We start from the raw sequence: 24,246 nt of genomic DNA on the forward strand, positions 1-24,246 counted from the left end.
CTGATCGAGCGCACCGGCCGCGTTGCCGAGGGTGGTTCGGATCGCCTGATCGAGCGCACCGGTCGCGTTGCCGAAGGCGGTTCGGATCGCCTGATCGAAATCAGCCGTGTGAGCTGATCTCCATGGCCGAAAACAACAACCTGCATCAAAGTGCCTACCCACCTCCCAGCCCGGTCAATTGACCGGGCTTTGTTTTCAGGTAACACCGCCCCGCGCAACTGGTAATTCTGCTAGTTCCACATCGCCCATCGCCATTGCTAGGTTACTGAAGGTATGGCTACGGAGCGTTCAAATGAGAAACCCGGCAACTGATCTGATAGCACTCAGGCCTGACTGGCTGGACGAAAGACTGCTGGCGCTCATTGCCCGGCCGATCGAGAACAGCGAAGAGGCCAAACGAACCTTCATTGAACTGTTGGCGCAGCCAAGCCTGCAGGGCGATGCATTGCTTGCCGATCTGCCTAAGTTGCTTCGGTTTCATACAACCTGTGCCATACATGACGGTGCCTTGGCATCGATGATCTCCATTCATTACAACTTGTGCATGGGCTCGATCAAATCGATGGGCAATGACAGTGACTATGTACGCAGCCTGTACAAACAGTTGAACGAAGGCACGGCAATCGGTGTATACCTCGCCACGGAACTGGGGTATGGCAGCAATCTTTTTTCACTGGAAACAGAAGCACGCTATTGCCCCGAGCGACAGATATTCGTGCTTGATTCGCCCAGCCGCCAATCCTACAAGTTCATGCCAAACAGCACGCATAGCCCCTTGCCCAAGATTGCAGTGGTGATGGCGCGCCTGATGGTCAACGACAAGTTCATCGGTATCTTGCCGTTTCTTGTGCCGCTGCACGCAGGCGACACGGCCTTCCCCGGTGTTCGTATTACTGCACTGGGCCACAAACCAGGGATGCACCTGGACAATGCCATGACCTCGTTCGAAAACGTTGAACTCCCTTACGAGGCGCTCTTGCAGCGAGGCACCATCGAACTGGACCGCGATGGGCAACTGCGCACGCTGGCCACTACACGCAGCCAACGCTTCATGCGCTCCATCGAACGTGTCCAGTCCGGCAAGCTGTGCATGGCCAGTTGCGCCCTGGCGGTGGCGATGGCCGGCTTGCATATCAATTACACCTACGCGCAGAAACGTCAGACTTTCAGCCCGGGCGGTCCGGTCAACTTGCTTGCCCATCCCACCTATCGCCACCCACTGGCCATTGATGTCGTGACCAACCTAGTTCATGCCGCGTGGCTTGAACAGATCGTCGCCGGGCACGGCAAAGATGCGCTCAAGCCTTTAGCGCCTGACGTACTCAACGAAGTGGCAATTCTCAAGGCAGTTTCAACCTGGGCCAGCCAGGACATTCTGGTGCGCTGCCGTGAACGTTGTGGCGCACAAGGCATGTTCGCGGCGAACAAGATCATCGGTTACCTGTTGAACAATAACGGCGCGATCACTGCCGAAGGCGAAAATCTGGTGATCATGCTCAAGGCCGCTGCCTACTTCATGAAACACGCGGCCCCAGCCTGCGCGCACGCAGTGAAGGGCAAAAAGCGCCAGCGTCTGCTCGAACACCTCGACACCTGTATCGACCTCATCCGCTCAGGCATTGCCGACAAGCGTGACCGGTTCTTGCAAAGCGAGGACATGCTGCTGCTGGCCAAGCTGCTGGGGGTACGCATGGCCAGTGTGCGCTACCTGGCCCATATCGATGAAAGCCCACTGGATGGCGTTATCCTCGATGTTTTTCTGCTCAGCCAGTTAGAGCAACATGCTGTGGCGCTGGTACGGACCCAGGCAGCATCCTCCAGGCAGATCAGGAGCTGGGCAAACCGCAAACAGGCACTGCTGGTGCAGCATGCACCCTTGATTCTGGAGCGGTTGAAACGCATGGACATGAGAATGTTGGAGGTGCCGATCAGCAGCGACAGCTACATCGAGCATTACGCTTCCCGCCACCACGACGGGCAGGCAGCGTGAAACCTTTTTTTGACTTTTGTCCATGAGCCAATAAAGTGCAGGTTTCCTTCGCGATCAATGGCCTGACATGCTGCCGCGCGCCGAACAGAAGCTACAGACTCGCCAGGCCCTGCTCGACGCGGCCTGCCAGCTCATGGAAAGTGGTCGTGGTTTCGGCAGCATCAGCCTGCGCGAAGTGGCCAAGGCCGCCGGCATCGTGCCCACCGGGTTCTATCGGCACTTCACCGACATGGACGCCCTGGGCCTGGCCCTGGTGGCCGAGGTCGATGACACCTTCCGTCAGACCATCCGCCTGGTGCGGCAGAACGAGTTCGAACTCGGCGGTATCACCGACGCCTCGGTACGCATCTTCCTCGACGTGGTAGCCGCCCACCGGGCCCAGTTCCTGTTCCTGGCCCGCGAGCAGTACGGCGGCTCGCAGGCAGTGCGCCAGGCCATCGGCCGCTTGCGCCAAGGTATCAGCAACGACCTGGCCACCGACCTTGCGCGAATGAAACGCTGGCAGCACCTGAACGGAGCAGCGCTGGCGGTGATTGCCGACCTGGTGGTGAAGACCGTGTTCGCCACCCTGCCGGAACTGATCGACAACCCTGAACAAGGTTATCCACAGGCGCTGAGTGCACGGGACAAGATCACCCAGCAGTTGCGCTTCATCTTCGTCGGTGCGCGGCATTGGCAGGGTTTGGGTAATCCGGGCTGAAGCGCACTTCTGCTACCATGGCGCACTGCCGATTGTGACGAGCGCATTCATGTCCGACCCCCGCCCCACTCCAGCCGAACTGGCCCGCTTCAACCAGCACTTCGCCGAACGCATCGTGCCAGTGTGGCTGGGCCCCGGCTGGAATCCCGAAATGGCCCTGCCCTACGAGGCCCTGGATGCTACGCACCGCCCGCTGCCAGTGCAGCGCTACCGGGCGATGGCCTGCGCGCGTCAGTTGTACCTGTTCAGCAGCCGTATCGAGCAACCGGGAGCGGCAGAGCGGGCCGCAGCCCTGTTTCGCTCGCTGCAGCGGCATTTCCACGACGCCGAACATGGTGGCTGGTTCTACAGCATCGATGCCCAAGGCAAACCGCTGGACCGGCGCAAAGACCTCTACACCCACGCATTCATCGTGTTTGCCTGCGCTCATTACTGGGGAAAAGTCCGCGAAAGCCTGGTGGAATCGGCGCTCAATGCTGCCCTCGAGATCGTCAGCGAGCAGTTTGCCCGCGATGACGGCCTTTACGAAGCGAGCCTCGGTGAAGACTGGTCCGACCTCGGCAGCGGCCCGCTGCAAAACCCACAGATGCACCTGGCCGAAGCCTTCCTGCAGGTTCTCGCCGTGCGTGCAGATCAAGGTGTGCAACAGGCACTGCTGCAACTGTGCCAAGCCCTGCAGACGCACTTCATCGAACCGCAACATGGCCTGATGCTGGAAAAACCCCGCGGTGCTGTGGATAACTGGTTCGAGCCGGGGCACCAGTTCGAGTGGTTCTACCTGCTGCATACCTCGGCACTGCTGCGCGGTACGCCGCTGCATGCGTCCATCGACCGCGCATTCGCTTACGCCGAGCAGTGCGGAGTGAAGGATGCTGCCGTGCTGGCGATGCTGGCTGTGGATGGCCAGGTGATCGATGCGACCCAGCGCATCTGGGCACAGGCGGAGTACCTGCGGGCGCTGGCCTTGCGGTCAGGGAGTGAAGTGAAGGTGGCTGAACAGTTGCAGGCAATGGAACAGCGCTTCCTGCACGATGGTGGCTGGTATGAGTGCCGCGATGGTGAAGGTGCGGTCAGCCGCCATGACATGCCTTCGACTACGCCCTATCACCTGGCGACTTGCCTGGAAGGCTTGCACCGGCTGAACTGACGCAATTGCCGGCAAACTGGCTTCCACAGAGCAAGCAGAGCCGCAACACCTGTGGCAGCCGGCTTGCCGCCGATTGGGCGGCGAAGCGCCCTTACTGCATCAGCCTTTCACCGAACGGTCGATCGATAACCCAGCCCAGTCCTGGCTCACCGGCATCACCTCCAGGCTGTTGATGTTGATGTGAGCCGGCTGATTGAGGATCCAGAAGATAGTCTCGGCGATATCCTGCGGCTGAATAGGCTCGGCACCGGCGTAGGTGGCATCATACTTGGCCTGGTCCCCACCGAACCGCACCAACGAAAACTCGCTTTCGCACAGCCCTGGCTCAAGGTTGCTGACACGCACGCCCGTGCCACGCAGGTCACAACGCAGGCTGAGCGAGAACTGGCCGACGAACGCCTTGGTACCGCCATAGACGTTGCTGCCAGGGTACGGATAGTTGCCCGCCACCGACCCCACGTTGAGGATCGACGCCCCCCGGCCGTGGGCGATCAGGCGTGGCAGCAGCAAGCGGGTGGTGTACATCAGGCCCTTGATGTTGGTATCGACCATGGTTTCCCAGTCGTCCAGGCTGCAGTTCTGCGCCGCATCGACGCCCAGCGCAAGGCCTGCGTTATTGACCAGCCCGCGTAGCTTGTCAAAGCCCGCTGGCAGGTTGGCTATAGCGTGTTCCATGGCCTTGCGGTCACGTACATCGAGCACCAGGCCGTGCACTTCGGTCTTGGCCGACAGTTCGGCGCACAGGGCATCCAGGCGATCCTTGCGCCGGCCGGTGAGGATCAGCTTCCAGCCGGCGTCGGCGAAGCGGCGAGCCGTGGCCTCGCCAAAACCGGAAGTCGCGCCAGTGATGAATACGGTGGACGTCATGCTCTGTTCCTCGCTGTGGATTATTTTCGGCAAGCTTTGCAGCATGCCCGCGACGGGCGTAGTCAGCAAGCCATCGAGACACTTGGTCATTTTTTGTACATTACCCGCAAAGCCGCATGGCAGAGGGTCCAGCGCGAGCTATGCGCATGTTATCCACAAGGCTTTCCCCACGGATTGGGGGCAACTTGACCATCAGGCGGAACCCTTTCAGCCACCTACGGTCAGGATCACGCGTTGCGGTAATGGCGCACCCTTTCAAACATGCCGCTTACAGCAGTCTGTCCAAGGGTTTCGCACAGAGTTATCCACAGGCTGGTAGCCTATCGTTAGCGCTCTAAGGCGTCTGCGAAAACCCGCGCTGAATGACTCATAACAGCAACTGATCAAAATATGAACAGAACCGTGCAGGCCTTGATCTCATTGGGTTGCAGCTAGATGCCACCATGTTTTCCACAGGCGGCTCCACATTATCCGTGGACAACAATGAGCCTGTGGAAACAATGGCTTGCGTAGGGGTTGTGGCAAAGCTCAAGAAAGATATGCGACAAGTTGTCCACATTCGCCAGGTGATGCCGATCGGGGCCGCACAGCAGCCCCGGAGTCAGCTTAGTGCCCGCCAAGATAGGCGCTGCGAACCTCTTCGTTGACCAACAACTCCTGCCCGGTGCCGGTCATGCGAATCTCGCCGTTCACCATGACATAAGCCCGGTCGGACAACTTCAAGGCATGGTTGGCGTTTTGCTCCACTAGAAAGATGGTCATCCCGGTCTTGGCCAGTTCGCGCAGGGTCGAAAAGATCTGCTTGACCACGATCGGCGCCAGCCCCAGCGACGGCTCGTCGAGCAGCAGCAACTTGGGCCGACTCATCAGCGCACGGGCAATGGCCAGCATCTGCTGCTCACCACCGGACATGGTCATCGCACGCTGGTTGCGCCGCTCCTTCAACCGAGGGAACAGCTCGAACATGCGTTGCATGTCCTCACTGGCATATTTGTCACCGATAGGGATGGTACCCATCATCAGGTTTTCCTCGACGCTCATGTCGGGGAACACCCGGCGCCCTTCCGGCGACTGGGCGATGCCATTGGATGCGATGTAGTGCGACGACTTGCGGGTAATGTCGGTGCCACGGTAGACAATCTGCCCCGAGGCTGCGCGCGGCTGGCCGAAGATGGACATCAGCAGGGTCGACTTGCCGGCACCGTTGGCGCCGATCAGGCTCACGGTCTCACCTTCATCGATGTGCATCGAGACCTTTTTCAACGCCTGGATCGGCCCGTAGAACACGTCCAGGTCCTTCAGTTCCAGAATGGGTGCACTCATACCAGCTCCTCTTCGTCGGCACCCAGGTAGGCGGCGATCACCGTCGGGTTGTGGCGGATATCCTGCGGCGCGCCTTCGGCGATCACGTTGCCGTGGTCGAGCACGACGATATGGTCGGAAATGCTCATGACCATGCCCATGTCGTGTTCGATCAGCACCACGGTGATGTCGTGCTCGTCACGCAGCACGCGGATCATACGGCTAAGTGCTTCGGTCTCCTGCGGGTTGAGGCCGGCCGCCGGTTCGTCCAGGCAGATGATCTTCGGCCGCGTGCACATGGCCCGGGCGATTTCCAGGCGGCGTTGCTGGCCATACGACAGCTCCCCGGCCAGGCGGTTGGCACAGTCGACCAGATCGACTACCTCCAGCCAGTAGAATGCGTGGTCCAGGGCATCACTCTCGGCCTTGCGGTAGGCCTTGGTGTTGAGCACGCCGGCCAGCAGGTTGCGGTTGACCCACATGTGCTGGGCGACCAGCAGGTTTTCCACCACCGACATTTCCTTGAACAGGCGAATGTTCTGGAAGGTGCGCGCCAGCCCCGCGCGGTTGACCAGGTGGGTGCCGCCGAACATCTTGTAGTACAGGCGCGAACCAAAACGTGCCGGCGAAACGAAGTCCGCCGCCTGGAAGCGCTCACCAAGCAACTGGATGACGTTGGTATGGCTGCCGCGCACGTTCAGCTCGATGCGCCCGCCGCTGGCCTTGTAAAAACCGGTCAGGCAGTTGAACACCGTGGTCTTGCCGGCGCCGTTGGGGCCGATCAGGGCGAAGATCTGGTTACGCTTGACCTTGAGGCTGACGTCGCTGAGCGCCTTGATGCCACCGAACTGCATCATCAGGTTGTCGACCGAGAGAATGATTTCGTCGCTCATGGCGCCACTCCTTTACGCGGGACCACACCGGCGCGGCTGATGCGGATCAGCCCACGCGGTCGCCAGATCATCATCAGCACCATCAGCACACCGAACAGCAGCACCCGGTATTCGGAGAAGCTGCGCAGCAGCTCCGGCGCTACGGTCAGTACGAACGCAGCGATCACCACGCCCACGGTCGAGCCCATGCCGCCCAGTACGACAATGGCCAGAATCAGCGCCGACTCGAAGAAGGTGAACGAGGACGGGTTGACGAAGCCTTGGTAGGTGGCGAAGAACACCCCGGCGAGGCCCGCAGTGGAGGCCCCCAGGGTGAAGGCCGAAAGCTTGACCAGCACATGGTTCAGGCCCATCGAGCGGCAGGCGATTTCGTCCTCACGCAGCGCTTCCCAAGCGCGGCCAACCGGCATGCGGGTCAGCCGATGCTTGATGTACAGCACCGCCAGCACGACCAGGAACAGCACGGCATAGATGAACACGAACTTCAGATTGGCGTTGTAATCGAAGCCGAAGTACTCGTGGATCGGCACCCCGCCATCCTTGGCTCGACGGCCGAACTCCAGGCCAAAGAAGGTCGGCGCCGGGGCCGGCATGCCGTTCGGGCCACCGGTGAACGACAGCCAGTTGTTCAGCACCAGGCGGATGATCTCGCCAAAGCCCAGGGTCACGATCGCCAGGTAGTCACCGTGCATGCGCAACACCGGAAAGCCCAGTATGCACCCTGCCAACGCCGCGGCGATGGCCGCCAGTGGCAGCACACTCCAGAACCCCAGCCCCAGGTACTGATAGCCCAGCGCCAGGCCATAGGCGCCAATGGCGTAGAACGCCACGTAGCCCAGGTCGAGCAGGCCCGCCAGGCCCACCACGATGTTCAGGCCAAGGCCCAGCAGCACGTAGATCAGACCGAGGATGACCACGGTCAGCAGGTACTTGTTGGCGAAGATGGGGAAGACGATGGCGATCACGATCAGCGCCGGAATGATGTAACGCAGACGCGACTTGTAGTTCGGTGCATTGACGTGCACCCCCGAGCCGCCGCTGTCGAAGCCTTGCAACATGCGTTTGCCTGCGGCGGTCTGCAGGTACAGGCTGAGCAGGAAGCGCCCGACCATCACGCCACCGACCAGCCAGGCCACGCGGCGGGGTTCGGCATTGAAGCTATAGCCGTCGAGCACCACGCCGACGACCGGACCAAAGACAATGAGCGCGAGCAGGCCGGCGACGATGGTCTCGAGCAAGCTGCGTTTGAGATCGAAACCTTGGGTTTCGGAAACGGAGGCAGTTTTGGCAGTGGACATGTTCACACCTTAGCCACGAGCGGGCGACCCAACAGGCCTTGTGGGCGGAAGATAAGGATCAGCACCAGCAGCGAGAAGCTGAACACGTCCTTGTAGTCGGAGTTGATCAGGCCAGAGAACAACGACTCGGAAATACCCAGGATAATCCCGCCCAACATGGCGCCGGGCAGCGAGCCGATGCCGCCGAGCACCGCAGCGGTGAATGCCTTGATGCCGATGATGAAGCCGGCGTAGAAGTCGAAGGTGCCGTAGTTCATGGTGATCAGCACACCGGCAAGCGCAGCCATCACCGCGCCGATGACGAACACGTAGGAGATCACCCGGTCGGTGTTGATGCCAAGGATCGAGGCCATCTTGCGGTCTTGCTGGGTAGCGCGGCACATGCGGCCGAGCTTGGTGTACTTGATCACATAGGTGAGCAGCCCCATGCCGACGAATGCGGCAATCAGGATGAAGATCTTGGTGTAGGTCAGTTGCACGAAGCCAGTGCCCACTTCGACGCGCCAGGCGCCTTCGAGCAGGGTCGGCACGCCTTGCTGGCGGGCGCCCTGGCTGATCTGCGCATAGTTTTGCAGGATCAGCGAGATGCCGATGGCACTGATCAGCGGTGCCAGGCGGGTGGAGTTGCGCAGGGGTTTGTAGGCGATGCGTTCAATGGTGAAGCCATACACACCCGTGACGACGATGGTGAACAACAAGGTGCCCAACATCAGCAGGGGGAACGACTCGATACCGAAATAAGCCAGCAATGCCAGGCTGATTGCCGCGAGGTACGCGGAAATCATATACACCTCGCCGTGCGCGAAGTTGATCATGCCGATGATGCCATAGACCATTGTGTAGCCGATGGCGATCAGGCCATAGACCGACCCGAGGGTCAGGCCGTTGACCAGTTGCTGCAGGAAAATACCATCCATAACGCAATCTCACCTGAGCGAGACTGCACAAGCGCCGAGCACGCCAGGCCACGGATAAAGCGGCCCTCGCAGCGCAGAACCGTGCAGATCTCCGAATAAAGACAGGTACCGCAGGGGCATCGGCCCGGGCGCAGGCCCGGGCTGGCTGCCGTTGTTATTTTTGTTTTTCCAGCTGGTGGTACTTGCCGTCCTTGTCCCACTGGTAGACCACGTAGTCAGAGACAGTCAGGTCGCCTTTGCTGTCCCACTTCTTCTCGCCCATGACGGTCTGCACCGGGTTTGCCTTGAGCCACTTGGCAGCGTCTTCGCCCTTGTTCGACTTGGCGCCGTTGAAGGCAGCGGCCAGGGCTTGCAGCGAAGCGTAGGCGTAGAGGGTGTAGCCTTCAGGCTCGGTGCCGGCTTTGCGGAATTCTTCCACCACCGCCTTGCTGTCTGGCAGCATGCGCGGGTCGGCACCGAAGGTCATGTACACGCCGTCCACGTACTGGGCGCCGCCCGCAGTTGCGACCAGTTCATCGGTGACGATACCGTCATCGGACATGAACTTGACGTCCTTCAGGCCTTGCTCGCGCAGCTGACGCACCAGCGGACCGGCTTCGGGGTGAAGGCCGCCAAAGTAGACCACGTCGGCACCGGTGGAACGGATCTTGGTCACCACGGCGCTGAAGTCTTTCTCGCCACGGGTCAGGCCTTCATACAGCACCGGCTTGACGCCACGCTTCTCCAGCTGCGCCTTGGTTGCATCGGCCAGGCCCTGGCCGTAGGTGTCCTTGTCGTGCAGCACCGCCACCTTCTTGCCCTTGAGCACATCGACGATGTAGTCACCGGCAACGATGCCCTGCTGGTCGTCACGGCCGCACATGCGGAACATGGCGCTCAGCCCGCGCTCGGTGACTTGTGGGTTGGTAGAGCCAGGGGTGATGGCGATCACGCCTGCTTCGTCATACACCTCGGAAGCTGGAATGGTGTTGGAGGAGCAGAAGTGGCCTACCACACCGATTACCTTGTCCTGATCGACCAGACGGTTGGCAACCGATACAGCCTGTTTCGGCTCACAGGCGTCATCGCCTTTGACCAGGATGATTTTTTCGCCGTTGACGCCACCGGCAGCGTTGATCTTGTCAGCTGCCGCCTGGGCACCTTTCATGTATTGCTCGCCAAACGCTGCGTTAGCCCCGGTCATCGGGCCCGCGACACCGATCTTGACGTCGGCCTGAACATACGAAGAAACACCCAGTGCCGTAGCCACGGCCAGTGCCAGGAAACCTTTCTTGTAAAACGTCTGCGACATGAGGTGGTGCTCCTAGAGTTTTTTTTGGTTGGCACTACAACTTCTCAGCCCTGTGCTCAGAGCAAGGGCCGTGCCATCGGTTTTGTCTTCCGGGAAATCACACTGTTGGGGCCGCGTCGAGGCGACCGACGGCCTTTTCTTTACTGAGTGTGCAACCGTCTGCCACGCGACAAGCGCCACCGTGCGCGCAAACAAGGAGCAACCACCGAGTGCCATCATTGCAACCCTGACAAGTGTTTACGTGCAACCACCCTGTAACAGCAGACGTCACCGAACTGCACACCACTGGTGCGCAACTGCTACAGGCGGCACCGTTTCAAGGCTAGCTGGTGCACGGAAAAACACCTGATTTGTCTGTTTCGGCCTCTTCACACACGCACCCGCTCCCGCCGGTAACGCGTTGCCGGCAAGTTCGGAGCGTTTCCTGTGGCACAATGACCGCCATTCGCCGCTTTGGAGCCCACCCTGATGAGCGAGAGCGCATTCGCTGAGCGCATCGTGCACAACCTGCTCGACACCGACTTTTACAAGCTCACCATGATGCAGGGCGTGCTGCACAACTACCCGGATGCCGACGTGGAGTGGGAATTCCGCTGCCGCAATGGCGAAGACTTGCGCCCCTATCTGGGCGAGATCCGCAACCAGCTCGAACGGCTGAGCGAACTTACCCTCGATGATGGCCAGCTGGCCTTCCTCGAACGCATCAGCTTCCTCAAGCCCGATTTTCTGCGCTTTCTGCGCCTGTTCCGTTTCAACCTGCGCTATGTGCAGGTTGGTATCGAGGGCGACCAGCTGTACCTGCGGCTCAAAGGGCCCTGGCTGCATGTGATCCTCTTCGAAGTCCCGCTGCTGGCCATCATCAGCGAAGTGCGCAACCGCCACCTGCACCCGCGCATGCGCCTGGCCGAGGCCCGTGACCAGCTTTACCGCAAGTTCGACTGGCTACAGGCGCATGCCAGCGCCGACGAACTGGCCGAGCTGCAAGTGGCCGACTTCGGCACCCGCCGGCGTTTTTCCAGCCGCGTGCAGGAGGAGGTGGTGCGGGTATTGCGCGACGATTTCCCGGCCCGCTTCGTCGGTACCAGCAACGTCGATTTGGCATGGAAACTGGATATCAAGCCGCTGGGCACCATGGCCCACGAATGGATCATGGCCCACCAGCAGCTCGGCCCGCGGCTGATCGACAGCCAGATCGCCGCCCTGGACTGCTGGGTCCGGGAGTACCGAGGCCTGCTCGGCATCGCCCTGACCGACTGCATCACCATGGATGCCTTCCTCAGCGATTTCGACTTGTACTTCGCCAAGCTGTTCGACGGCCTGCGCCACGACTCGGGTGAGCCGGTGGCCTGGGCGGAAAAGGCCATCGCCCATTACCAGAGGTTGGGGATCGACCCGATGACCAAGACCCTGGTGTTCTCCGACGGCCTCAACCTGACCCGCGCGCTGCAGATCTTCCGTGCCCTGCGCGGGCGCATCAACGTCAGTTTCGGCATCGGCACCAACCTGACCTGCGACATCCCCGGCGTGGCGCCGATGAATATCGTGCTTAAAATGACCGACTGCAACGGCTCGCCGGTGGCGAAGATCTCTGACGAGGCCGCCAAGACCCAGTGCCGCGACGAGAACTTCGTCGCCTACATGCGTCACGTGTTCAAAATCCCCAGCAAGGAGTAACCCATGCAAGCCGTTCAGCAAGAGATTGCCCAGGCGCTCAACGTGCAGCCGCCGTTCGCAGACGCCGCTGCGCTCGAGGCCGAAGTCGCCCGGCGCGTGGCGTTCATCAAGGATTGCCTGGCCAACGCCCGCCTCAAGACCCTGGTACTGGGCATCAGCGGGGGCGTCGATTCGCTGACTGCCGCCCTGCTCGCCCAACGCGCCATCAACGAGTTGCGCGCCGAAAGCAGCGACCCGGCCTACCGCTTCATTGCCGTGCGCCTGCCGTACCAGGTACAGCATGACGAGCACGACGCCCAGGCGTGCCTGGAAGTGATCAACGCCGATGAAGTGCACACCGTTGATATTGCACCTGCCGTGCGTGCACTGGCCGCAGAGGTGCAAGCATTGAAAGACGGCTCGCCGTCACTGGTGGACTTCGTCGTGGGCAACGTCAAGGCGCGTACGCGCATGGTCGCGCAGTACACCATCGCTGGCGCCCGCGCTGGCCTGGTGATCGGCACCGACCACGCCGCCGAGGCAGTGATGGGCTTCTTTACCAAGTTTGGTGACGGTGCCTGCGACCTGGCCCCGTTGAGCGGCCTGGTAAAGAACCAAGTGCGGGCCATTGCGCGCAGCTTTGGGGCGCCGGAGTCGCTGGTGGAGAAGGTGCCTACTGCGGACCTGGAAGACCTGGAACCAGGCAAGCCTGACGAGGCGTCGCATGGCGTGACCTACCAACAGATCGATGCCTTCCTGCATGGGCTGCCGGTTGAGCAGGAAGCGTTCGACATCATCGTCGCCACCTACCGCAAGACCCAACACAAGCGCGAACTGCCGTTCGCACCGTGAGACCTCTGGGGCCGCTTTGCGGCCCTTTCGCGACACAAGGCCGCTCCTACAGGACTGTAGGCGCGGCCTTGTGTCGCGAAGGAGGGCAAAGCCCTCCCCTGCTTTCAAGCTGTCATTACTTGACTACAACCTTGCCCTTCATCATCGAGATGTGGCCGGGGAAGGTGCAGAAGAAGCTGTAATCGCCACCCGCCTCCAGCTTGGAAGTGTCGAACTTCACTTCGGTTTCTTTCTCAGGTGCACCGATCATCGCGGTGTGGGCGATGATGTTGGCGTTGTCTTCCTTCAGATAGCCTTTGTCGATGCCCTGGCTCATGCCTTCAGTGGCAATGGCCTGCATGTCGGCAGTCTCGCTGATCACCAGATTGTGGCCCATCACGTTTTTCGGCAGGTTGCCGGAATGGGTCAGCTTCACGGTGAACTCTTTGCAGCTCTTGTCGACGGTGAATTCCTTGGTGGTGTAGGACATCTGGTCAGTCGAGTCGACAGTTACCGAGCACTCGGCGGCGAAGACGGAGGCGCTGGCGAGGGTCAGCAGGGATACCGCTACAGCTTTCGCAAACATCATGAATCTCCTTGGCAGGGTTTTATCAATTGCGAGACTGCCTGAAACCGTTCAGCCCCTTGCTGACATGCATCAAAGGGTGTCAAGTGGTCAGCCAGTTGAATTGTTCAATGGATTGTATACAACCAATCTAAGGGCACATCATGCCCTTTTAATGGACGATGGGACAACCTCTCATTCAGGAGCAACTGCAATGGCCCTCTCAAGTTTCATGAACAGCCTGCTCGCCGCCTACGCCCACGGGGCCAGCGGTGCGATCTGTGAATTCTCCCGCCCGGAGTGACAACTGCCTTCGAACATTAAGGCCAGGCTTGTTTGATGCGGATGGACTCAACGAGAAGTCGCGTGGTTTTCTCGGCCTTGGCGGCGAAGTGGGTCGACAAGAAGCCTGATTGACCCAGAGGCTTTTGGGACCGCTTTGCGGTCCTTTCGCGACACAAGGCCGCTCCAACATCGACCGCGCTGCCAAATGAATTGTGCTTGCGCGGACATTGCAGGAGCGGCCTTGTGTCGTGATGGGCTGCAAAGCAGCCCCAAGAATCAATCAGCGCGGAATGACAGGCTGGCGCGGCTTCTTGCTGCCTTTGCCACCACCTTTTGCCGCTTCCTTGCGCTCCTTGGCCGCCTGCTGGTTGCGGGCGAACGCTTCAGCCTTGGCCTTCTCACGCTTGTCCCACGGCTTGCTGCCGTCACTGCCACGCGGCGGCAAACCGGTGTGCTGGGTGAGGATCTTCTGATCCTTGCCCACCTTGTGGCTGCCGGCCGGCGTCGAGTTCTTGCGCCGTGCACTCTGGTAGGTGTCGGTCTGTGGCTGGTGCAGCGGTATCAACTGATGCTTGCCCGGGCCAATGAGGTCGGCACGGCCCATACGCTCTAGTGCCTCGCGCAGCATCGGCCAGCCCTTAGGATCGTGGTAGCGCAGGAACGCCTTGTGCAAGCGGCGCTGCTCGTCGCTCTTGACGATCTCCACGCCTTCACTCTTGTAAGTGACCTTGCGCAGCGGGTTCTTGCCCGAGTGGTACATGGCCGTGGCCGAGGCCATGGGCGACGGGTAGAACGCCTGCACCTGGTCGGCGCGGAAGCCGTTGCCCTTGAGCCACAGGGCGAGGTTCATCATGTCTTCGTCGGTGGTGCCTGGGTGCGCAGCGATGAAGTACGGGATCAGGTACTGCTCTTTGCCCGCCTCTTTCGAGTACTTCTCGAACATGCGCTTGAAGCGGTCGTAGGAGCCGATGCCGGGCTTCATCATCTTGTCCAGCGGGCCACGCTCGGTGTGCTCCGGGGCAATCTTCAGGTAACCGCCCACGTGGTGGGTGACCAGCTCCTTGACGTACTCCGGCGATTCCACTGCCAGGTCATAGCGCAGGCCCGACGCGATCAGGATCTTCTTCACACCCGGCAGGGCGCGTGCCTTGCGATACAGCTCGATCAGCGAGCTGTGGTCGGTGTTGAGGTTTTCGCAGATGCCCGGGAACACGCACGACGGCTTGCGGCAGTGCTTCTCGATCTCCGGGCTCTTGCAGGCGATGCGGTACATGTTGGCCGTCGGCCCGCCAAGGTCGGAGACCACGCCGGTGAAGCCAGGGACCTTGTCACGCATCTCCTCGATTTCATGCAGGATCGACTCGTGGGAGCGGTTCTGGATGATCCGGCCTTCGTGCTCGGTGATCGAGCAGAAGGTACAGCCGCCGAAGCAGCCACGCATGATGTTCACCGAGAAGCGGATCATCTCGTAGGCCGGGATGCGCTCCTTGCCGTAGGCCGGGTGCGGAATACGGGCATAGGGCATGCCGAACACGTAGTCCATTTCCTCGGTGGTCATTGGAATGGGTGGCGGGTTGAACCACACATCCACTTCGCCGTGCTTCTGCACCAGCGCACGAGCGTTGCCAGGGTTGGTCTCCAGGTGCAACACACGGTTGGCGTGGGCGTAGAGCACCGGGTCGTTACGCACCTTCTCGAACGATGGCAGGCGGATCACCGACTTGTCGCGGGTCATGCGCGGGCTGTCGAGGATCTGCACGACCTTGGCTTCGTTCGGGTCTTCCTGGTCGCCCTTGGCCTGCTCGATGGCGCAGGCCTGGGTGTCCTGGGTATTGACGTACGGGTTGATGATCTTGTCGACGCGGCCAGGGCGGTCGATGCGGGTCGAGTCGATCTCGTACCAGCCCTCGGGCGTGTCACGACGCACGAATGCGGTACCGCGCACATCGGTGATGCTTTCGATGCTCTGGCCACTGGACAGGCGCTGGGCGACCTCGACGATCGCCCGCTCGGCGTTGCCGTACAGCAGGATGTCGGCGCTGGCGTCGATCAGGATCGAATGGCGAACCTTGTCCTGCCAGTAGTCATAGTGGGCGATGCGGCGCAGCGATGCCTCGATGCCACCGAGCACGACCGGCACGTGCTTGTAGGCTTCCTTGCAGCGCTGGCTGTACACCAGGCTGGCACGGTCAGGGCGCTTGCCGGCCATGCCGCCCGGGGTGTAGGCATCGTCAGAGCGGATTTTCTTGTCTGCGGTGTAGCGGTTGATCATCGAGTCCATGTTGCCCGCCGCGACGCCGAAGAACAGGTTCGGCTCACCAAGCTTCATGAAGTCGTCTTTGGACTGCCAGTTCGGCTGGGCAATGATGCCCACGCGAAAGCCCTGGGCTTCCAGCAGGCGGCCGATGATGGCCATGCCGAATGACGGATGATCGACGTAGGCATCACCGGTCACGATGATGATGTCGCAGGAATCCCAGCCGAGCAGATCCATTTCCTCCCTGCTCATCGGCAGGAAAGGTGCTGGCCCGAAGCATTCGGCCCAGTACTTGGGATAGTCGTAGAGTGGTTTGGCTGCTTGCATGTCAGTGACCGGTTCTGTTGTGCAGGGAAATCGCGGGCGCGGAATATAGCACAAAATTTGACCAAATCCGACGATAGCCGTCGGATTCATACGCTAGTGGGCTGTGATACCCGCGTAGCCTTTTATTCGTCGTCGTCGAAGTTGTACATGCCCGGTGCGAGGTTCTCGAAGCGGGTGTACTTACCGATGAACGCCAGGCGGACGAAGCCGATGGGGCCGTTACGCTGCTTGCCGATGATGATTTCGGCAACGCCTTTGTGCTCGGTCTCCGGGTGGTAAACCTCATCCCGGTACACGAACATGATCACGTCGGCGTCCTGCTCGATTGCACCCGATTCACGCAAGTCGGAGTTCACCGGGCGTTTGTTCGGGCGCTGTTCCAGGGAGCGGTTGAGCTGCGAAAGGGCGATGACCGGGCAGTTGAATTCCTTGGCCAGGGCCTTTAGCGAGCGGGAAATCTCGGAAATTTCGTTGGTCCGGTTGTCACCGGCCGAGCCCGGGATCTGCATCAGCTGCAGGTAGTCGACCATGATCATGGCGATCTCGCCGTGCTCACGCGCCAGGCGGCGGGTACGCGCCCGCATCTCCGAGGGGCTGATGCCGGCGGTATCGTCGATGAACAGCTTGCGGTCGTTGAGTAAGTTGACCGCCGACGTCAGGCGCGGCCAGTCGTCATCGTCCAACTGACCGGAACGCACCTTGGTCTGGTCGATGCGGCCAAGGGAAGAGAGCATACGCATGATCAGCGATTCGCCTGGCATCTCGAGGGAGAACACCAACACCGCCTTGTCGGTACGCAACACGGCATTTTCCACGAGGTTCATGGCGAAGGTGGTCTTACCCATCGACGGACGGCCGGCCACGATGACCAGGTCGGCAGCCTGCAGGCCGCTGGTTTTCGCGTCCAGGTCGGTGAAGCCGGTGGAAACACCGGTGATGTCGCTGTCGGAGTTGAACAGCGTGTCGATCCGGTCGATAGCCAGGGTCAACAGTTCGTTGACGCCCACCGGGCCGCCGGTCTTGGGCCGCGCCTCGGCGATCTGGAAGATCTGCCGTTCGGCATCATCGAGGATTTCGGCGGCATTGCGCCCTTGCGGGTTGAAGGCGTTGTCGGCGATGTCGGTACTGATGCTGATCAGCTGGCGCAACGTTGCCCGCTCGCGAATGATCGCGGCGTAGGCCTTGATGTTGGCAACCGACGGGGTGTTCTTGGCAAGCTCTGCCAGGTACGCCAGGCCGCCAACCTGGGTCGACAAGCCTTCCTTGTCCAGTTGCTCGTGCAGGGTGACGACGTCGAACGGCTGGTTGGCGTCGGCCAGCTTGTGCACGGCACGGAAGATCAGGCGGTGGTCATGCCGATAGAAATCGCCATCCGAAACCTGATCCAGCACCCGCTCCCAGGCGTTGTTGTCCAGCATCAGGCCACCGAGCACGGCCTGTTCGGCCTCGATGGAATGCGGCGGCACCTTGAGGGCAGCGGTTTGCAGGTCTAGCTGTTCGGGATTGGTGATCTCGTTCATGGCCACGAAAGAATTCTGGAGGATGAAAAAGACAAAGGGCACGGCCTGTTCAGAGACAGGACGTGCCCGATGTTAACCGGGCAGCCCGCGAGGAGCTACCCAGTCAGCGCAGCTTAGGCAGCTACGACGACCACACGTACGGTGGCTTCAACGTCGCTGTGCAGGTGCACGGCTACGTCGTATTCGCCAACCTGACGGATGGTGCCGTTCGGCAGACGAACTTCAGCCTTGGCCACTTCAACGCCGGAGGCGGTCAGGGCGTCAGCGATGTCGTGGGTGCCGATCGAACCGAACAGCTTGCCTTCGTCGCCAGCGGTGGCAGTGATGGTCACTTCCAGCTCGGCCAGTTGGGCAGCGCGGCTTTCAGCCGACGATTTACGGTCAGCAGCTGCTTTTTCCAGCTCGGCGCGACGCTCTTCGAACGCAGCCAGGTTGGCGGCGTTGGCAACGGTGGCCTTGCCGAATGGCAGCAGGAAGTTACGGCCGTAACCAGCCTTAACCTTAACTTTGTCGCCCAGGTTGCCCAGGTTAGCGACTTTTTCCAGCAGGATCAGTTCCATTTGGTAAAACCTCTTAACTTTTAACCTTCACCGTTCGCGGAGTCATTCCCCTCAGGGGACTTGCGACCGCGAAAATCAATCAGGCTGTCGACAATGGCCAGAACCACGAGCAACGGATAAATCAGCTGCATTATCAGCGGCAGTGTCACGTACATGCCGACCAGCCAGAAACCGGCCAGCCGACCCTGTGCCACCAGCCCGTGCATCAAGGCGATGCCGGCCAGGACGAGCACCAGGCTGGACGCGGAAGCCAGGACGATGAACTGCGGGCCGATGAACGGACCCAACACCATCGCGGCAACCAGAGCCAGCATGACTGCCCGCGGCAACTTCAGGGCGCGAAACTCGCGACCGAAGCCTCCAGGGTTGTACAACGCTGCTTGCCAATAACGCGCCAGCATCAAAGCCAGCACGCTGAACAACTGCAGCATCACCGCTGTGGAAGCGACCAGCACAGGGCCGATCAGCTCACCGGGAATGACTGGCTTGCCTTCGATTTGCGGCAACGCTTCGGAAAGCGCCTTGGCCAACACTTCGAAGGTTTCGCGCAGTACCGCGTCCAGGATGAGGCTGTAGACCAACCCCAACACAACACTGGACAACAACACCCGGCTCCAGGAATGCCCGGCACGCAACAAGGCGGCCAGCCCCAGTGTTCCCAACAGCACCAGCAAGGTGCTTGGATCACCGAAGGCCCAAATGGCCACCGCCGGCAAAAGGCCGAAAGCGATGACCGTTGAAGCGTCCTTGAACCCGCGCCGCAGCAGCACAAGGCTCCCGGCAGCGGCACTCAACCAGAACAGCAGCGGTAATACCGCACTCACGACCACCACCAAGGTGGCCTGCACACGACCGCGCATGATGAAATCAGCCAACGCTCGCATGCTTATCCCTTACTACTTGTCGACGACCCGGTCTCAGCGGCCGTGGCTGTCGGTGTAGGGCAGCAGGGCCAGGAAGCGGGCGCGCTTGATAGCGGTAGCCAGCTGACGCTGATAACGAGCTTTGGTACCGGTGATACGGCTTGGAACGATTTTGCCGGTTTCGGATACGTAAGCTTTCAGGGTGTTGAGATCTTTGAAGTCGATCTCTTTCACGTCTTCAGCAGTGAAGCGGCAGAATTTACGACGACGGAAGAAACGTGCCATGTAATAGGCTCCTCAAAAGGTCCGTGGATTACTCGTCAGCGTTATCGCTGGAGTCGCTGTCATTGCTGTCGTCGCCTTCGGCGGAGTCAGCATGCTCAGGACGCTCACGACGCTCACGGCGCTCGCTGCGGTTCTCTTCGGCCTTCAGCATCTCGGACTGACCGGTTACGGCTTCGTCGCGACGGATGACGAGGTTACGGATCACGGCATCGTTGTAGCGGAAGTTGTCTTCCAGCTCGGCCAGGGCCTTGCCGGTGCACTCAACGTTCAGCATCACGTAGTGAGCCTTGTGAACATTGTTGATTGCGTAGGCCAGTTGACGACGGCCCCAGTCTTCCAGGCGGTGGATCTTGCCACCATCTTCTTCGATCAGCTTGGTGTAACGCTCAACCATGCCGCCGACTTGCTCGCTCTGGTCCGGGTGAACCAGGAAGATGATTTCGTAATGACGCATGAATGCTCCTTACGGGTTAGTAGTCTGCCAGCGTATCTGGTCAGACAAGGAGTGAATGACACTGTATGTCTTGCCATGGAGGGGAGGCACATGTGCGCCTGCCAGCTCGGCAAGGGGCGCAATTGTAGAGAAGGCGGTGCACACAAGCAAGGTGATTGGCGATTATTTGAACAGCCGGAAACACTTTACCTTGGGCGAGCCCTACCGCCAGCTCGCCGGCTTGCAGCGAAGCACCACAGCCATTGAACCTGGCGTGGTGCTTTTGGGAGCCGGCTTACCGGCGATAGGGCCGCTACAGTGTCGACAGATCAGCGCTTGGCCTGGCGCTGGCGCACTGCCTCGAACAGGCAGACGCCCGTAGCCACTGAAACGTTCAGACTGCTGACGCTGCCCGACATTGGCAACTTGACCAGGAAATCGCAGTGTTCACGGGTCAGCCGGCGCATGCCCTTGCCTTCCGCGCCCATGATCATCACCAACGGGCCGGTCAGGTCCTGCTGATAGATCTCCTGCTCGGCCTCACCGGCCGTACCCACCACCCACAGGCCACGCTGCTGAAGCTTCTCCAGGGTACGCGCCAGGTTGGTCACCGCCACCAGCGGAATCACTTCCGCTGCGCCGCAGGCCACCTTGCGCACCACCGGTGTCAGCGTCGCCGATTTATCCTTGGGCACCACCACTGCCGTAGCCCCGGCAGCATCGGCGGTGCGCAGGCAGGCGCCGAGGTTGTGCGGGTCAGTGACGCCGTCCAGCACCAGGATCAGCGGTGGCGTTTCGGTGCGCTTGAGCAACTCCTCGAGCATCAATTCGCCCCACACCTGGCTTGGGCTGACCTCGGCAACAACGCCCTGGTGCACGCCCTCGACCCAGGCATCGAGCTCACGGCGCTCGGCCTGGCCAACCTGCACACGGTTTTCTGCGGCCAGCGCCAGCAACGCCTGGATGCGTGGCTCGCTGCGCCCTTCCGACAGCCAGATCTGCTTGACCCGCTTCGGATGGTGCTGCAGCAGCGCCTGCACGGCATGCACACCGTAGATTTTTTCCAGCTGACTCATGACTTGTTCTTGCTCTTGCGTGGCGCGCCGGATTTCGGCGGGCCTTTACGGTGCTTGGTGGGCTTGCCGGAGGGCTTGCCGCCTTTGTCCGACTTGCTGCCGGCGTTGCCACCAGTGCGCGCGTCGGTCATCAGCGCCTTCTTCATTTCGCGACTTTTGCGCACTTCAGCATTACGCTGCACGGCATCTTTCGGGAAGTAAGCCTCGGCGGTCTCGCTCTTGCGGCTGCGCGGTTTCGGAGTGGCCTTGGCCTCCACCACTGGCTGCTGCTCGGCCTTTTCTGCGGCCGGTGCGGCGCCACGGCCCTTGCGCCCTATCGGCGCAGCGAGCTGCTGATCGGACACTTCGAAGTCGATCTTGCGCTCGTCTAGGTCAACGCGCATGACCTTGACCTCGATGGTGTCGCCCAGACGGAAGCTACGCCCGGTGCGCTCACCCGACAAGCGGTGATGCACGGGGTCGAAGTGGTAGTAGTCACCCGGCAGCGCACTGACATGCACCAGGCCTTCGACGTAGATATCGGTCAGCTCGACAAACAGCCCAAAACCGGTGACCGCAGTGATCACACCCGGGAAGGTCTCGCCCACACGGTCCTTCATGAACTCGCACTTGAGCCAGTTGACCACGTCACGGGTGGCTTCGTCGGCGCGGCGCTCGGTCATGGAGCACTGCTCGCCGAGCTGGTCGAGGGTGTTCACGTCGTACGGATAGATACGCGCTTTGGGAATGCTCATGGCGCCGGCACGCTTGACGTGCGGAGTATCGACCTTGGAACGGATGATGCTGCGGATGGCGCGGTGCACCAGCAGGTCCGGGTAACGACGGATCGGCGAGGTAAAGTGCGTGTACGCCTCGTAGTTCAAACCGAAGTGGCCGTTGTTGTCGGTGCTGTACACCGCCTGGCTCAGCGAACGCAGCATCACCGTCTGGATCAGGTGGAAGTCCGGGCGCCCGGCAATGCTTGCAAGCAGTGCCTGGTAGTCCTTGGGCGAAGGGTCCTTGCCTTTGTGCAGGCTAAGGCCCAGCTCGCCGAGGAAGGCACGCAGCTTTTCAAGGCGCTCCGGTGGCGGGCCATCGTGCACGCGGTACAGCGCCGGCACGCCATGCTTGTTGAGGAACTCGGCCGTGGCGACGTTGGCCGCCAGCATGCATTCCTCGATCAGCTTGTGGGCATCGTTGCGCACGGTCGGGCGGATTTCCGCGATCTTGCGCTCTTCACCGAAGATGATGCGGGTTTCCTGGGTTTCGAAGTCGATGGCGCCGCGGGCGTGACGGGCATCGAGCAGCACCTTGTACAGGTTGTACAGGTTCTTCAGGTCCGGCAGGACCTCCTGGTACTCCTCGCGCAGCGCCTTGCCCTCGCGGGTACGGGCATGCTCGAGCATGCTGCTGACCTTGTTGTAGGTCAGGCGGGCATGAGAATGGATCACACCTTCGTAGAACTGGTAGTCGACCATCTGGCCGGCCTTGTTCATGGTCATTTCGCAGACCATGGCCAGGCGATCGACGTGCGGGTTCAGCGAGCACAGGCCGTTGGACAGCTCCTCGGGGAGCATCGGGACAACACGCTCGGGGAAGTACACCGAGTTGCCACGCTGCTGCGCCTCGACATCCAGGGCAGAGCCCAGACGCACGTAGCTGGACACGTCAGCGATGGCCACATAGAGGCGCCAGCCACCAGAGAACAGCCGCAGCTTGCCAAGCGGCTCACAATAAACAGCGTCGTCGAAGTCGCGGGCATCTTCGCCGTCGATGGTGACGAAGGGCAAGTGGCGCAGGTCGATACGCTTTTCCTTGTCCTTCTCTTCGACATCGGAGCGGAACTTGCGCGCTTCCTTGATCACGTCCTGGGGCCAGACGTGCGGGATGTCATAGCTGCGCAGGGCAACATCGATTTCCATGCCCGGCGCCATGTAGTTGCCGATCACTTCGACCACATCGCCTTGTGGCTGGAACCGCGGGGTTGGCCAGTGGGTGATCTTGATCTCGACGAACTGGCCGATCTTGGCGCCACCGTTACGGCCCGCGGTCACCAGCACTTCCTGCTGGATCTTCGGGTTGTCCGGCGTCACGTAACCGATGCCGCCTTCTTCGAAGTAGCGGCCGACCACACTTTCGTGGCCGCGGGAAATGACTTCTACCAGCACACCTTCACGGCGGCCACGGCGGTCGAGCCCCGAGACACGCGCCAAGGCACGGTCGCCATCGAATACCAGGCGCATTTGCGACGGGCTGAGGAACAGGTCGTCGCTGCCATCGTCAGGGATAAGGAAACCGAAACCGTCGCGGTGGCCGGAGACCCGGCCGCAGATCAGGTCCAGTTTGTCTACCGGGGCATATGTGCCGCGCCGGGTATAGATAAGCTGGCCGTCACGCTCCATGGCGCGCAGACGACGACGCAAGGCTTCGATCTGGTCTTCTTCGTAAAGACCGAACTCGGCCGCCAGCTCCTCGCGCGCGGCCGGTTCGCCACGGTCGGCAAGGCGCTGCAGGATCAGCTCACGGCTGGGGATAGGGTTGTCGTATTTTTCCGCTTCGCGAGCGGCCTCGGGATCGAGGGATTGCCAATCGGCCATCAGAAGGGGTTCACCTTGGGGTATATAGATATGAATTCTGGCATAGGCCTATTGAAACCGGAAATGTCGGGCTTGGACAGCCCCAGCAGCATGTCCGCAGTGCGGCAATAGGCGTGTGGAATCAACAAGTTGAATTTTTTGAAATTTTTTTTGATCAAGGGCTTTACAGCCCCCGGGAGCGTCCGTATAGTGCGCACCACAACGACGGACAACCCCGAAGTTGTAGTAGAGATGAACGGCGCTGTAAAGCATCTTTTTATCTCGAATGTGTGCCCAGGTGGCGGAATTGGTAGACGCGCTGGTTTCAGGTATCAGTGACCGCAAGGTCGTGGAAGTTCGAGTCTTCTCCTGGGCACCAAGTATTTCAAGTAACAGATGACCAAGGATCTGTTACTACTGTGTGAAAGCGAACGATAGTCGCCTTCATCAGACGATGTAAAGCTTTGCCCAGGTGGCGGAATTGGTAGACGCGCTGGTTTCAGGTATCAGTGACTTAACGGTCGTGGAAGTTCGAGTCTTCTCCTGGGCACCATTCAAAAAACCCACTAGCTTGCTAGTGGGTTTTTTCTTGCCTGCGATTTTTGTGTCACCCTCCCCTGCAGGGCCAGCC

At 60.6% G+C, this 24,246-nt stretch carries 20 protein-coding genes, 2 tRNA genes and 1 pseudogene; 8 read left to right on the forward strand and 15 right to left on the reverse strand.

What is annotated here, in order from left to right:
* From BLX42_RS26920 to BLX42_RS14505, 4 genes and pseudogenes are all read left to right on the forward strand, one after another.
* Positions 1-117 (forward strand): annotated as a pseudogene (locus tag BLX42_RS26920) (phage infection protein); the annotation flags it as partial.
* Between the two features lie 175 nt (positions 118-292).
* Positions 293-1,990, forward strand: a complete 1,698-nt coding sequence (locus BLX42_RS14495; RefSeq protein WP_161872039.1) for a hypothetical protein — start codon at positions 293-295, stop codon at positions 1,988-1,990.
* A gap of 67 nt (positions 1,991-2,057) precedes the next feature.
* Positions 2,058-2,690: a TetR family transcriptional regulator gene (locus BLX42_RS14500; protein WP_046787815.1), complete on the forward strand. Its 633-nt coding sequence runs from the start codon at positions 2,058-2,060 to the stop codon at positions 2,688-2,690.
* A 49-nt stretch (positions 2,691-2,739) separates the two neighbouring features.
* The gene (locus tag BLX42_RS14505) at positions 2,740-3,837 is read left to right on the forward strand and encodes an AGE family epimerase/isomerase (protein ID WP_046787814.1); all 1,098 of its coding nucleotides are present in this window, start codon (positions 2,740-2,742) and stop codon (positions 3,835-3,837) included.
* Positions 3,838-3,936: 99 nt separating this feature from the next.
* Here the strand turns inward: BLX42_RS14505 and BLX42_RS14510 are convergent, their stop codons facing one another.
* The 6 genes from BLX42_RS14510 to BLX42_RS14535 form a co-directional block, all read right to left on the reverse strand.
* Positions 3,937-4,704, reverse strand: coding sequence for an SDR family oxidoreductase (locus BLX42_RS14510; protein ID WP_046787874.1), 768 nt, complete (start codon positions 4,702-4,704; stop codon positions 3,937-3,939).
* A gap of 606 nt (positions 4,705-5,310) precedes the next feature.
* On the reverse strand, positions 5,311-6,027 hold the full coding sequence (locus tag BLX42_RS14515) for an ABC transporter ATP-binding protein (RefSeq protein ID WP_012316454.1): 717 nt from the start codon (positions 6,025-6,027) through the stop codon (positions 5,311-5,313).
* Positions 6,024-6,899, reverse strand: a complete 876-nt coding sequence (locus BLX42_RS14520) for an ATP-binding cassette domain-containing protein (RefSeq protein WP_012316455.1) — start codon at positions 6,897-6,899, stop codon at positions 6,024-6,026. Before BLX42_RS14520 ends, BLX42_RS14515 begins: the two co-directional genes overlap by 4 nt.
* On the reverse strand, positions 6,896-8,197 hold the full coding sequence (gene livM / locus BLX42_RS14525; RefSeq protein WP_125924575.1) for a high-affinity branched-chain amino acid ABC transporter permease LivM: 1,302 nt from the start codon (positions 8,195-8,197) through the stop codon (positions 6,896-6,898). Before livM ends, BLX42_RS14520 begins: the two co-directional genes overlap by 4 nt.
* A 2-nt stretch (positions 8,198-8,199) precedes the next feature.
* Positions 8,200-9,114, reverse strand: a complete 915-nt coding sequence (locus tag BLX42_RS14530) for a branched-chain amino acid ABC transporter permease (protein ID WP_012316457.1) — start codon at positions 9,112-9,114, stop codon at positions 8,200-8,202.
* A gap of 154 nt (positions 9,115-9,268) precedes the next feature.
* On the reverse strand, positions 9,269-10,405 hold the full coding sequence (locus BLX42_RS14535; protein WP_012316458.1) for a branched-chain amino acid ABC transporter substrate-binding protein: 1,137 nt from the start codon (positions 10,403-10,405) through the stop codon (positions 9,269-9,271).
* A 468-nt stretch (positions 10,406-10,873) separates the two neighbouring features.
* On the opposite strand from BLX42_RS14535, the gene pncB reads away from it, so the two are divergent.
* Both pncB and nadE read left to right on the forward strand, forming a co-directional pair.
* A complete protein-coding gene (gene pncB / locus BLX42_RS14540; RefSeq protein WP_046787811.1) occupies positions 10,874-12,079 on the forward strand; it encodes a nicotinate phosphoribosyltransferase in 1,206 nt (401 codons plus the stop codon).
* A 3-nt stretch (positions 12,080-12,082) separates the two neighbouring features.
* Positions 12,083-12,910: an ammonia-dependent NAD(+) synthetase gene (gene nadE / locus BLX42_RS14545; RefSeq protein WP_012316460.1), complete on the forward strand. Its 828-nt coding sequence runs from the start codon at positions 12,083-12,085 to the stop codon at positions 12,908-12,910.
* Positions 12,911-13,025: 115 nt separating this feature from the next.
* On the opposite strand, the gene azu is transcribed toward nadE, so the two are convergent.
* From azu to rnr, 9 genes are all read right to left on the reverse strand, one after another.
* Complete coding sequence (azu, locus tag BLX42_RS14550; RefSeq protein ID WP_161872040.1) at positions 13,026-13,475, reverse strand: azurin; 450 nt, start codon at positions 13,473-13,475, stop codon at positions 13,026-13,028.
* Positions 13,476-14,019: 544 nt separating this feature from the next.
* A complete protein-coding gene (locus tag BLX42_RS14555; protein ID WP_161872041.1) occupies positions 14,020-16,323 on the reverse strand; it encodes a YgiQ family radical SAM protein in 2,304 nt (767 codons plus the stop codon).
* A 122-nt stretch (positions 16,324-16,445) separates the two neighbouring features.
* Positions 16,446-17,843: a replicative DNA helicase gene (gene dnaB / locus BLX42_RS14560; RefSeq protein ID WP_046787808.1), complete on the reverse strand. Its 1,398-nt coding sequence runs from the start codon at positions 17,841-17,843 to the stop codon at positions 16,446-16,448.
* 113 nt (positions 17,844-17,956) lie between these two features.
* Positions 17,957-18,403, reverse strand: a complete 447-nt coding sequence (gene rplI / locus BLX42_RS14565) for a 50S ribosomal protein L9 (protein ID WP_012316464.1) — start codon at positions 18,401-18,403, stop codon at positions 17,957-17,959.
* A 20-nt stretch (positions 18,404-18,423) separates the two neighbouring features.
* A complete protein-coding gene (locus BLX42_RS14570) occupies positions 18,424-19,287 on the reverse strand; it encodes a hypothetical protein (RefSeq protein ID WP_115273768.1) in 864 nt (287 codons plus the stop codon).
* A gap of 33 nt (positions 19,288-19,320) precedes the next feature.
* Complete coding sequence (gene rpsR / locus BLX42_RS14575; protein WP_003249563.1) at positions 19,321-19,551, reverse strand: 30S ribosomal protein S18; 231 nt, start codon at positions 19,549-19,551, stop codon at positions 19,321-19,323.
* Between the two features lie 28 nt (positions 19,552-19,579).
* Positions 19,580-20,005, reverse strand: a complete 426-nt coding sequence (gene rpsF / locus BLX42_RS14580; protein WP_003249557.1) for a 30S ribosomal protein S6 — start codon at positions 20,003-20,005, stop codon at positions 19,580-19,582.
* A gap of 308 nt (positions 20,006-20,313) precedes the next feature.
* Complete coding sequence (gene rlmB, locus BLX42_RS14585; RefSeq protein ID WP_161872042.1) at positions 20,314-21,060, reverse strand: 23S rRNA (guanosine(2251)-2'-O)-methyltransferase RlmB; 747 nt, start codon at positions 21,058-21,060, stop codon at positions 20,314-20,316.
* A complete protein-coding gene (rnr, locus tag BLX42_RS14590) occupies positions 21,057-23,636 on the reverse strand; it encodes a ribonuclease R (protein WP_046787806.1) in 2,580 nt (859 codons plus the stop codon). Before rnr ends, rlmB begins: the two co-directional genes overlap by 4 nt.
* Positions 23,637-23,907: 271 nt before the next feature.
* On the opposite strand from rnr, the gene BLX42_RS14595 reads away from it, so the two are divergent.
* Positions 23,908-23,994, forward strand: a tRNA-Leu gene (locus BLX42_RS14595).
* An 87-nt stretch (positions 23,995-24,081) separates the two neighbouring features.
* Positions 24,082-24,168, forward strand: a tRNA-Leu gene (locus BLX42_RS14600).
* Positions 24,169-24,246: the final 78 nt, after the last annotated feature.

Origin of the sequence: Pseudomonas sp. SG-MS2 (genome assembly GCF_009933855.1) — a bacterium.
Lineage (GTDB): Bacteria > Pseudomonadota > Gammaproteobacteria > Pseudomonadales > Pseudomonadaceae > Aquipseudomonas > Aquipseudomonas putida_E.

Coding starts and splice junctions, on each gene's coding strand:
- BLX42_RS14495 (WP_161872039.1), top strand. CDS start 293: ATGAGAAACCCGGCAACTGATCTGATAGCACTCAGGCCTGACTGGCTG.
- BLX42_RS14500 (WP_046787815.1), top strand. CDS start 2,058: ATGCTGCCGCGCGCCGAACAGAAGCTACAGACTCGCCAGGCCCTGCTC.
- BLX42_RS14505 (WP_046787814.1), top strand. CDS start 2,740: ATGTCCGACCCCCGCCCCACTCCAGCCGAACTGGCCCGCTTCAACCAG.
- BLX42_RS14510 (WP_046787874.1), bottom strand. CDS start 4,704: ATGACGTCCACCGTATTCATCACTGGCGCGACTTCCGGTTTTGGCGAG.
- BLX42_RS14515 (WP_012316454.1), bottom strand. CDS start 6,027: ATGAGTGCACCCATTCTGGAACTGAAGGACCTGGACGTGTTCTACGGG.
- BLX42_RS14520 (WP_012316455.1), bottom strand. CDS start 6,899: ATGAGCGACGAAATCATTCTCTCGGTCGACAACCTGATGATGCAGTTC.
- livM (WP_125924575.1), bottom strand. CDS start 8,197: ATGTCCACTGCCAAAACTGCCTCCGTTTCCGAAACCCAAGGTTTCGAT.
- BLX42_RS14530 (WP_012316457.1), bottom strand. CDS start 9,114: ATGGATGGTATTTTCCTGCAGCAACTGGTCAACGGCCTGACCCTCGGG.
- BLX42_RS14535 (WP_012316458.1), bottom strand. CDS start 10,405: ATGTCGCAGACGTTTTACAAGAAAGGTTTCCTGGCACTGGCCGTGGCT.
- pncB (WP_046787811.1), top strand. CDS start 10,874: ATGAGCGAGAGCGCATTCGCTGAGCGCATCGTGCACAACCTGCTCGAC.
- nadE (WP_012316460.1), top strand. CDS start 12,083: ATGCAAGCCGTTCAGCAAGAGATTGCCCAGGCGCTCAACGTGCAGCCG.
- azu (WP_161872040.1), bottom strand. CDS start 13,475: ATGTTTGCGAAAGCTGTAGCGGTATCCCTGCTGACCCTCGCCAGCGCC.
- BLX42_RS14555 (WP_161872041.1), bottom strand. CDS start 16,323: ATGCAAGCAGCCAAACCACTCTACGACTATCCCAAGTACTGGGCCGAA.
- dnaB (WP_046787808.1), bottom strand. CDS start 17,843: ATGAACGAGATCACCAATCCCGAACAGCTAGACCTGCAAACCGCTGCC.
- rplI (WP_012316464.1), bottom strand. CDS start 18,403: ATGGAACTGATCCTGCTGGAAAAAGTCGCTAACCTGGGCAACCTGGGC.
- BLX42_RS14570 (WP_115273768.1), bottom strand. CDS start 19,287: ATGCGAGCGTTGGCTGATTTCATCATGCGCGGTCGTGTGCAGGCCACC.
- rpsR (WP_003249563.1), bottom strand. CDS start 19,551: ATGGCACGTTTCTTCCGTCGTCGTAAATTCTGCCGCTTCACTGCTGAA.
- rpsF (WP_003249557.1), bottom strand. CDS start 20,005: ATGCGTCATTACGAAATCATCTTCCTGGTTCACCCGGACCAGAGCGAG.
- rlmB (WP_161872042.1), bottom strand. CDS start 21,060: ATGAGTCAGCTGGAAAAAATCTACGGTGTGCATGCCGTGCAGGCGCTG.
- rnr (WP_046787806.1), bottom strand. CDS start 23,636: ATGGCCGATTGGCAATCCCTCGATCCCGAGGCCGCTCGCGAAGCGGAA.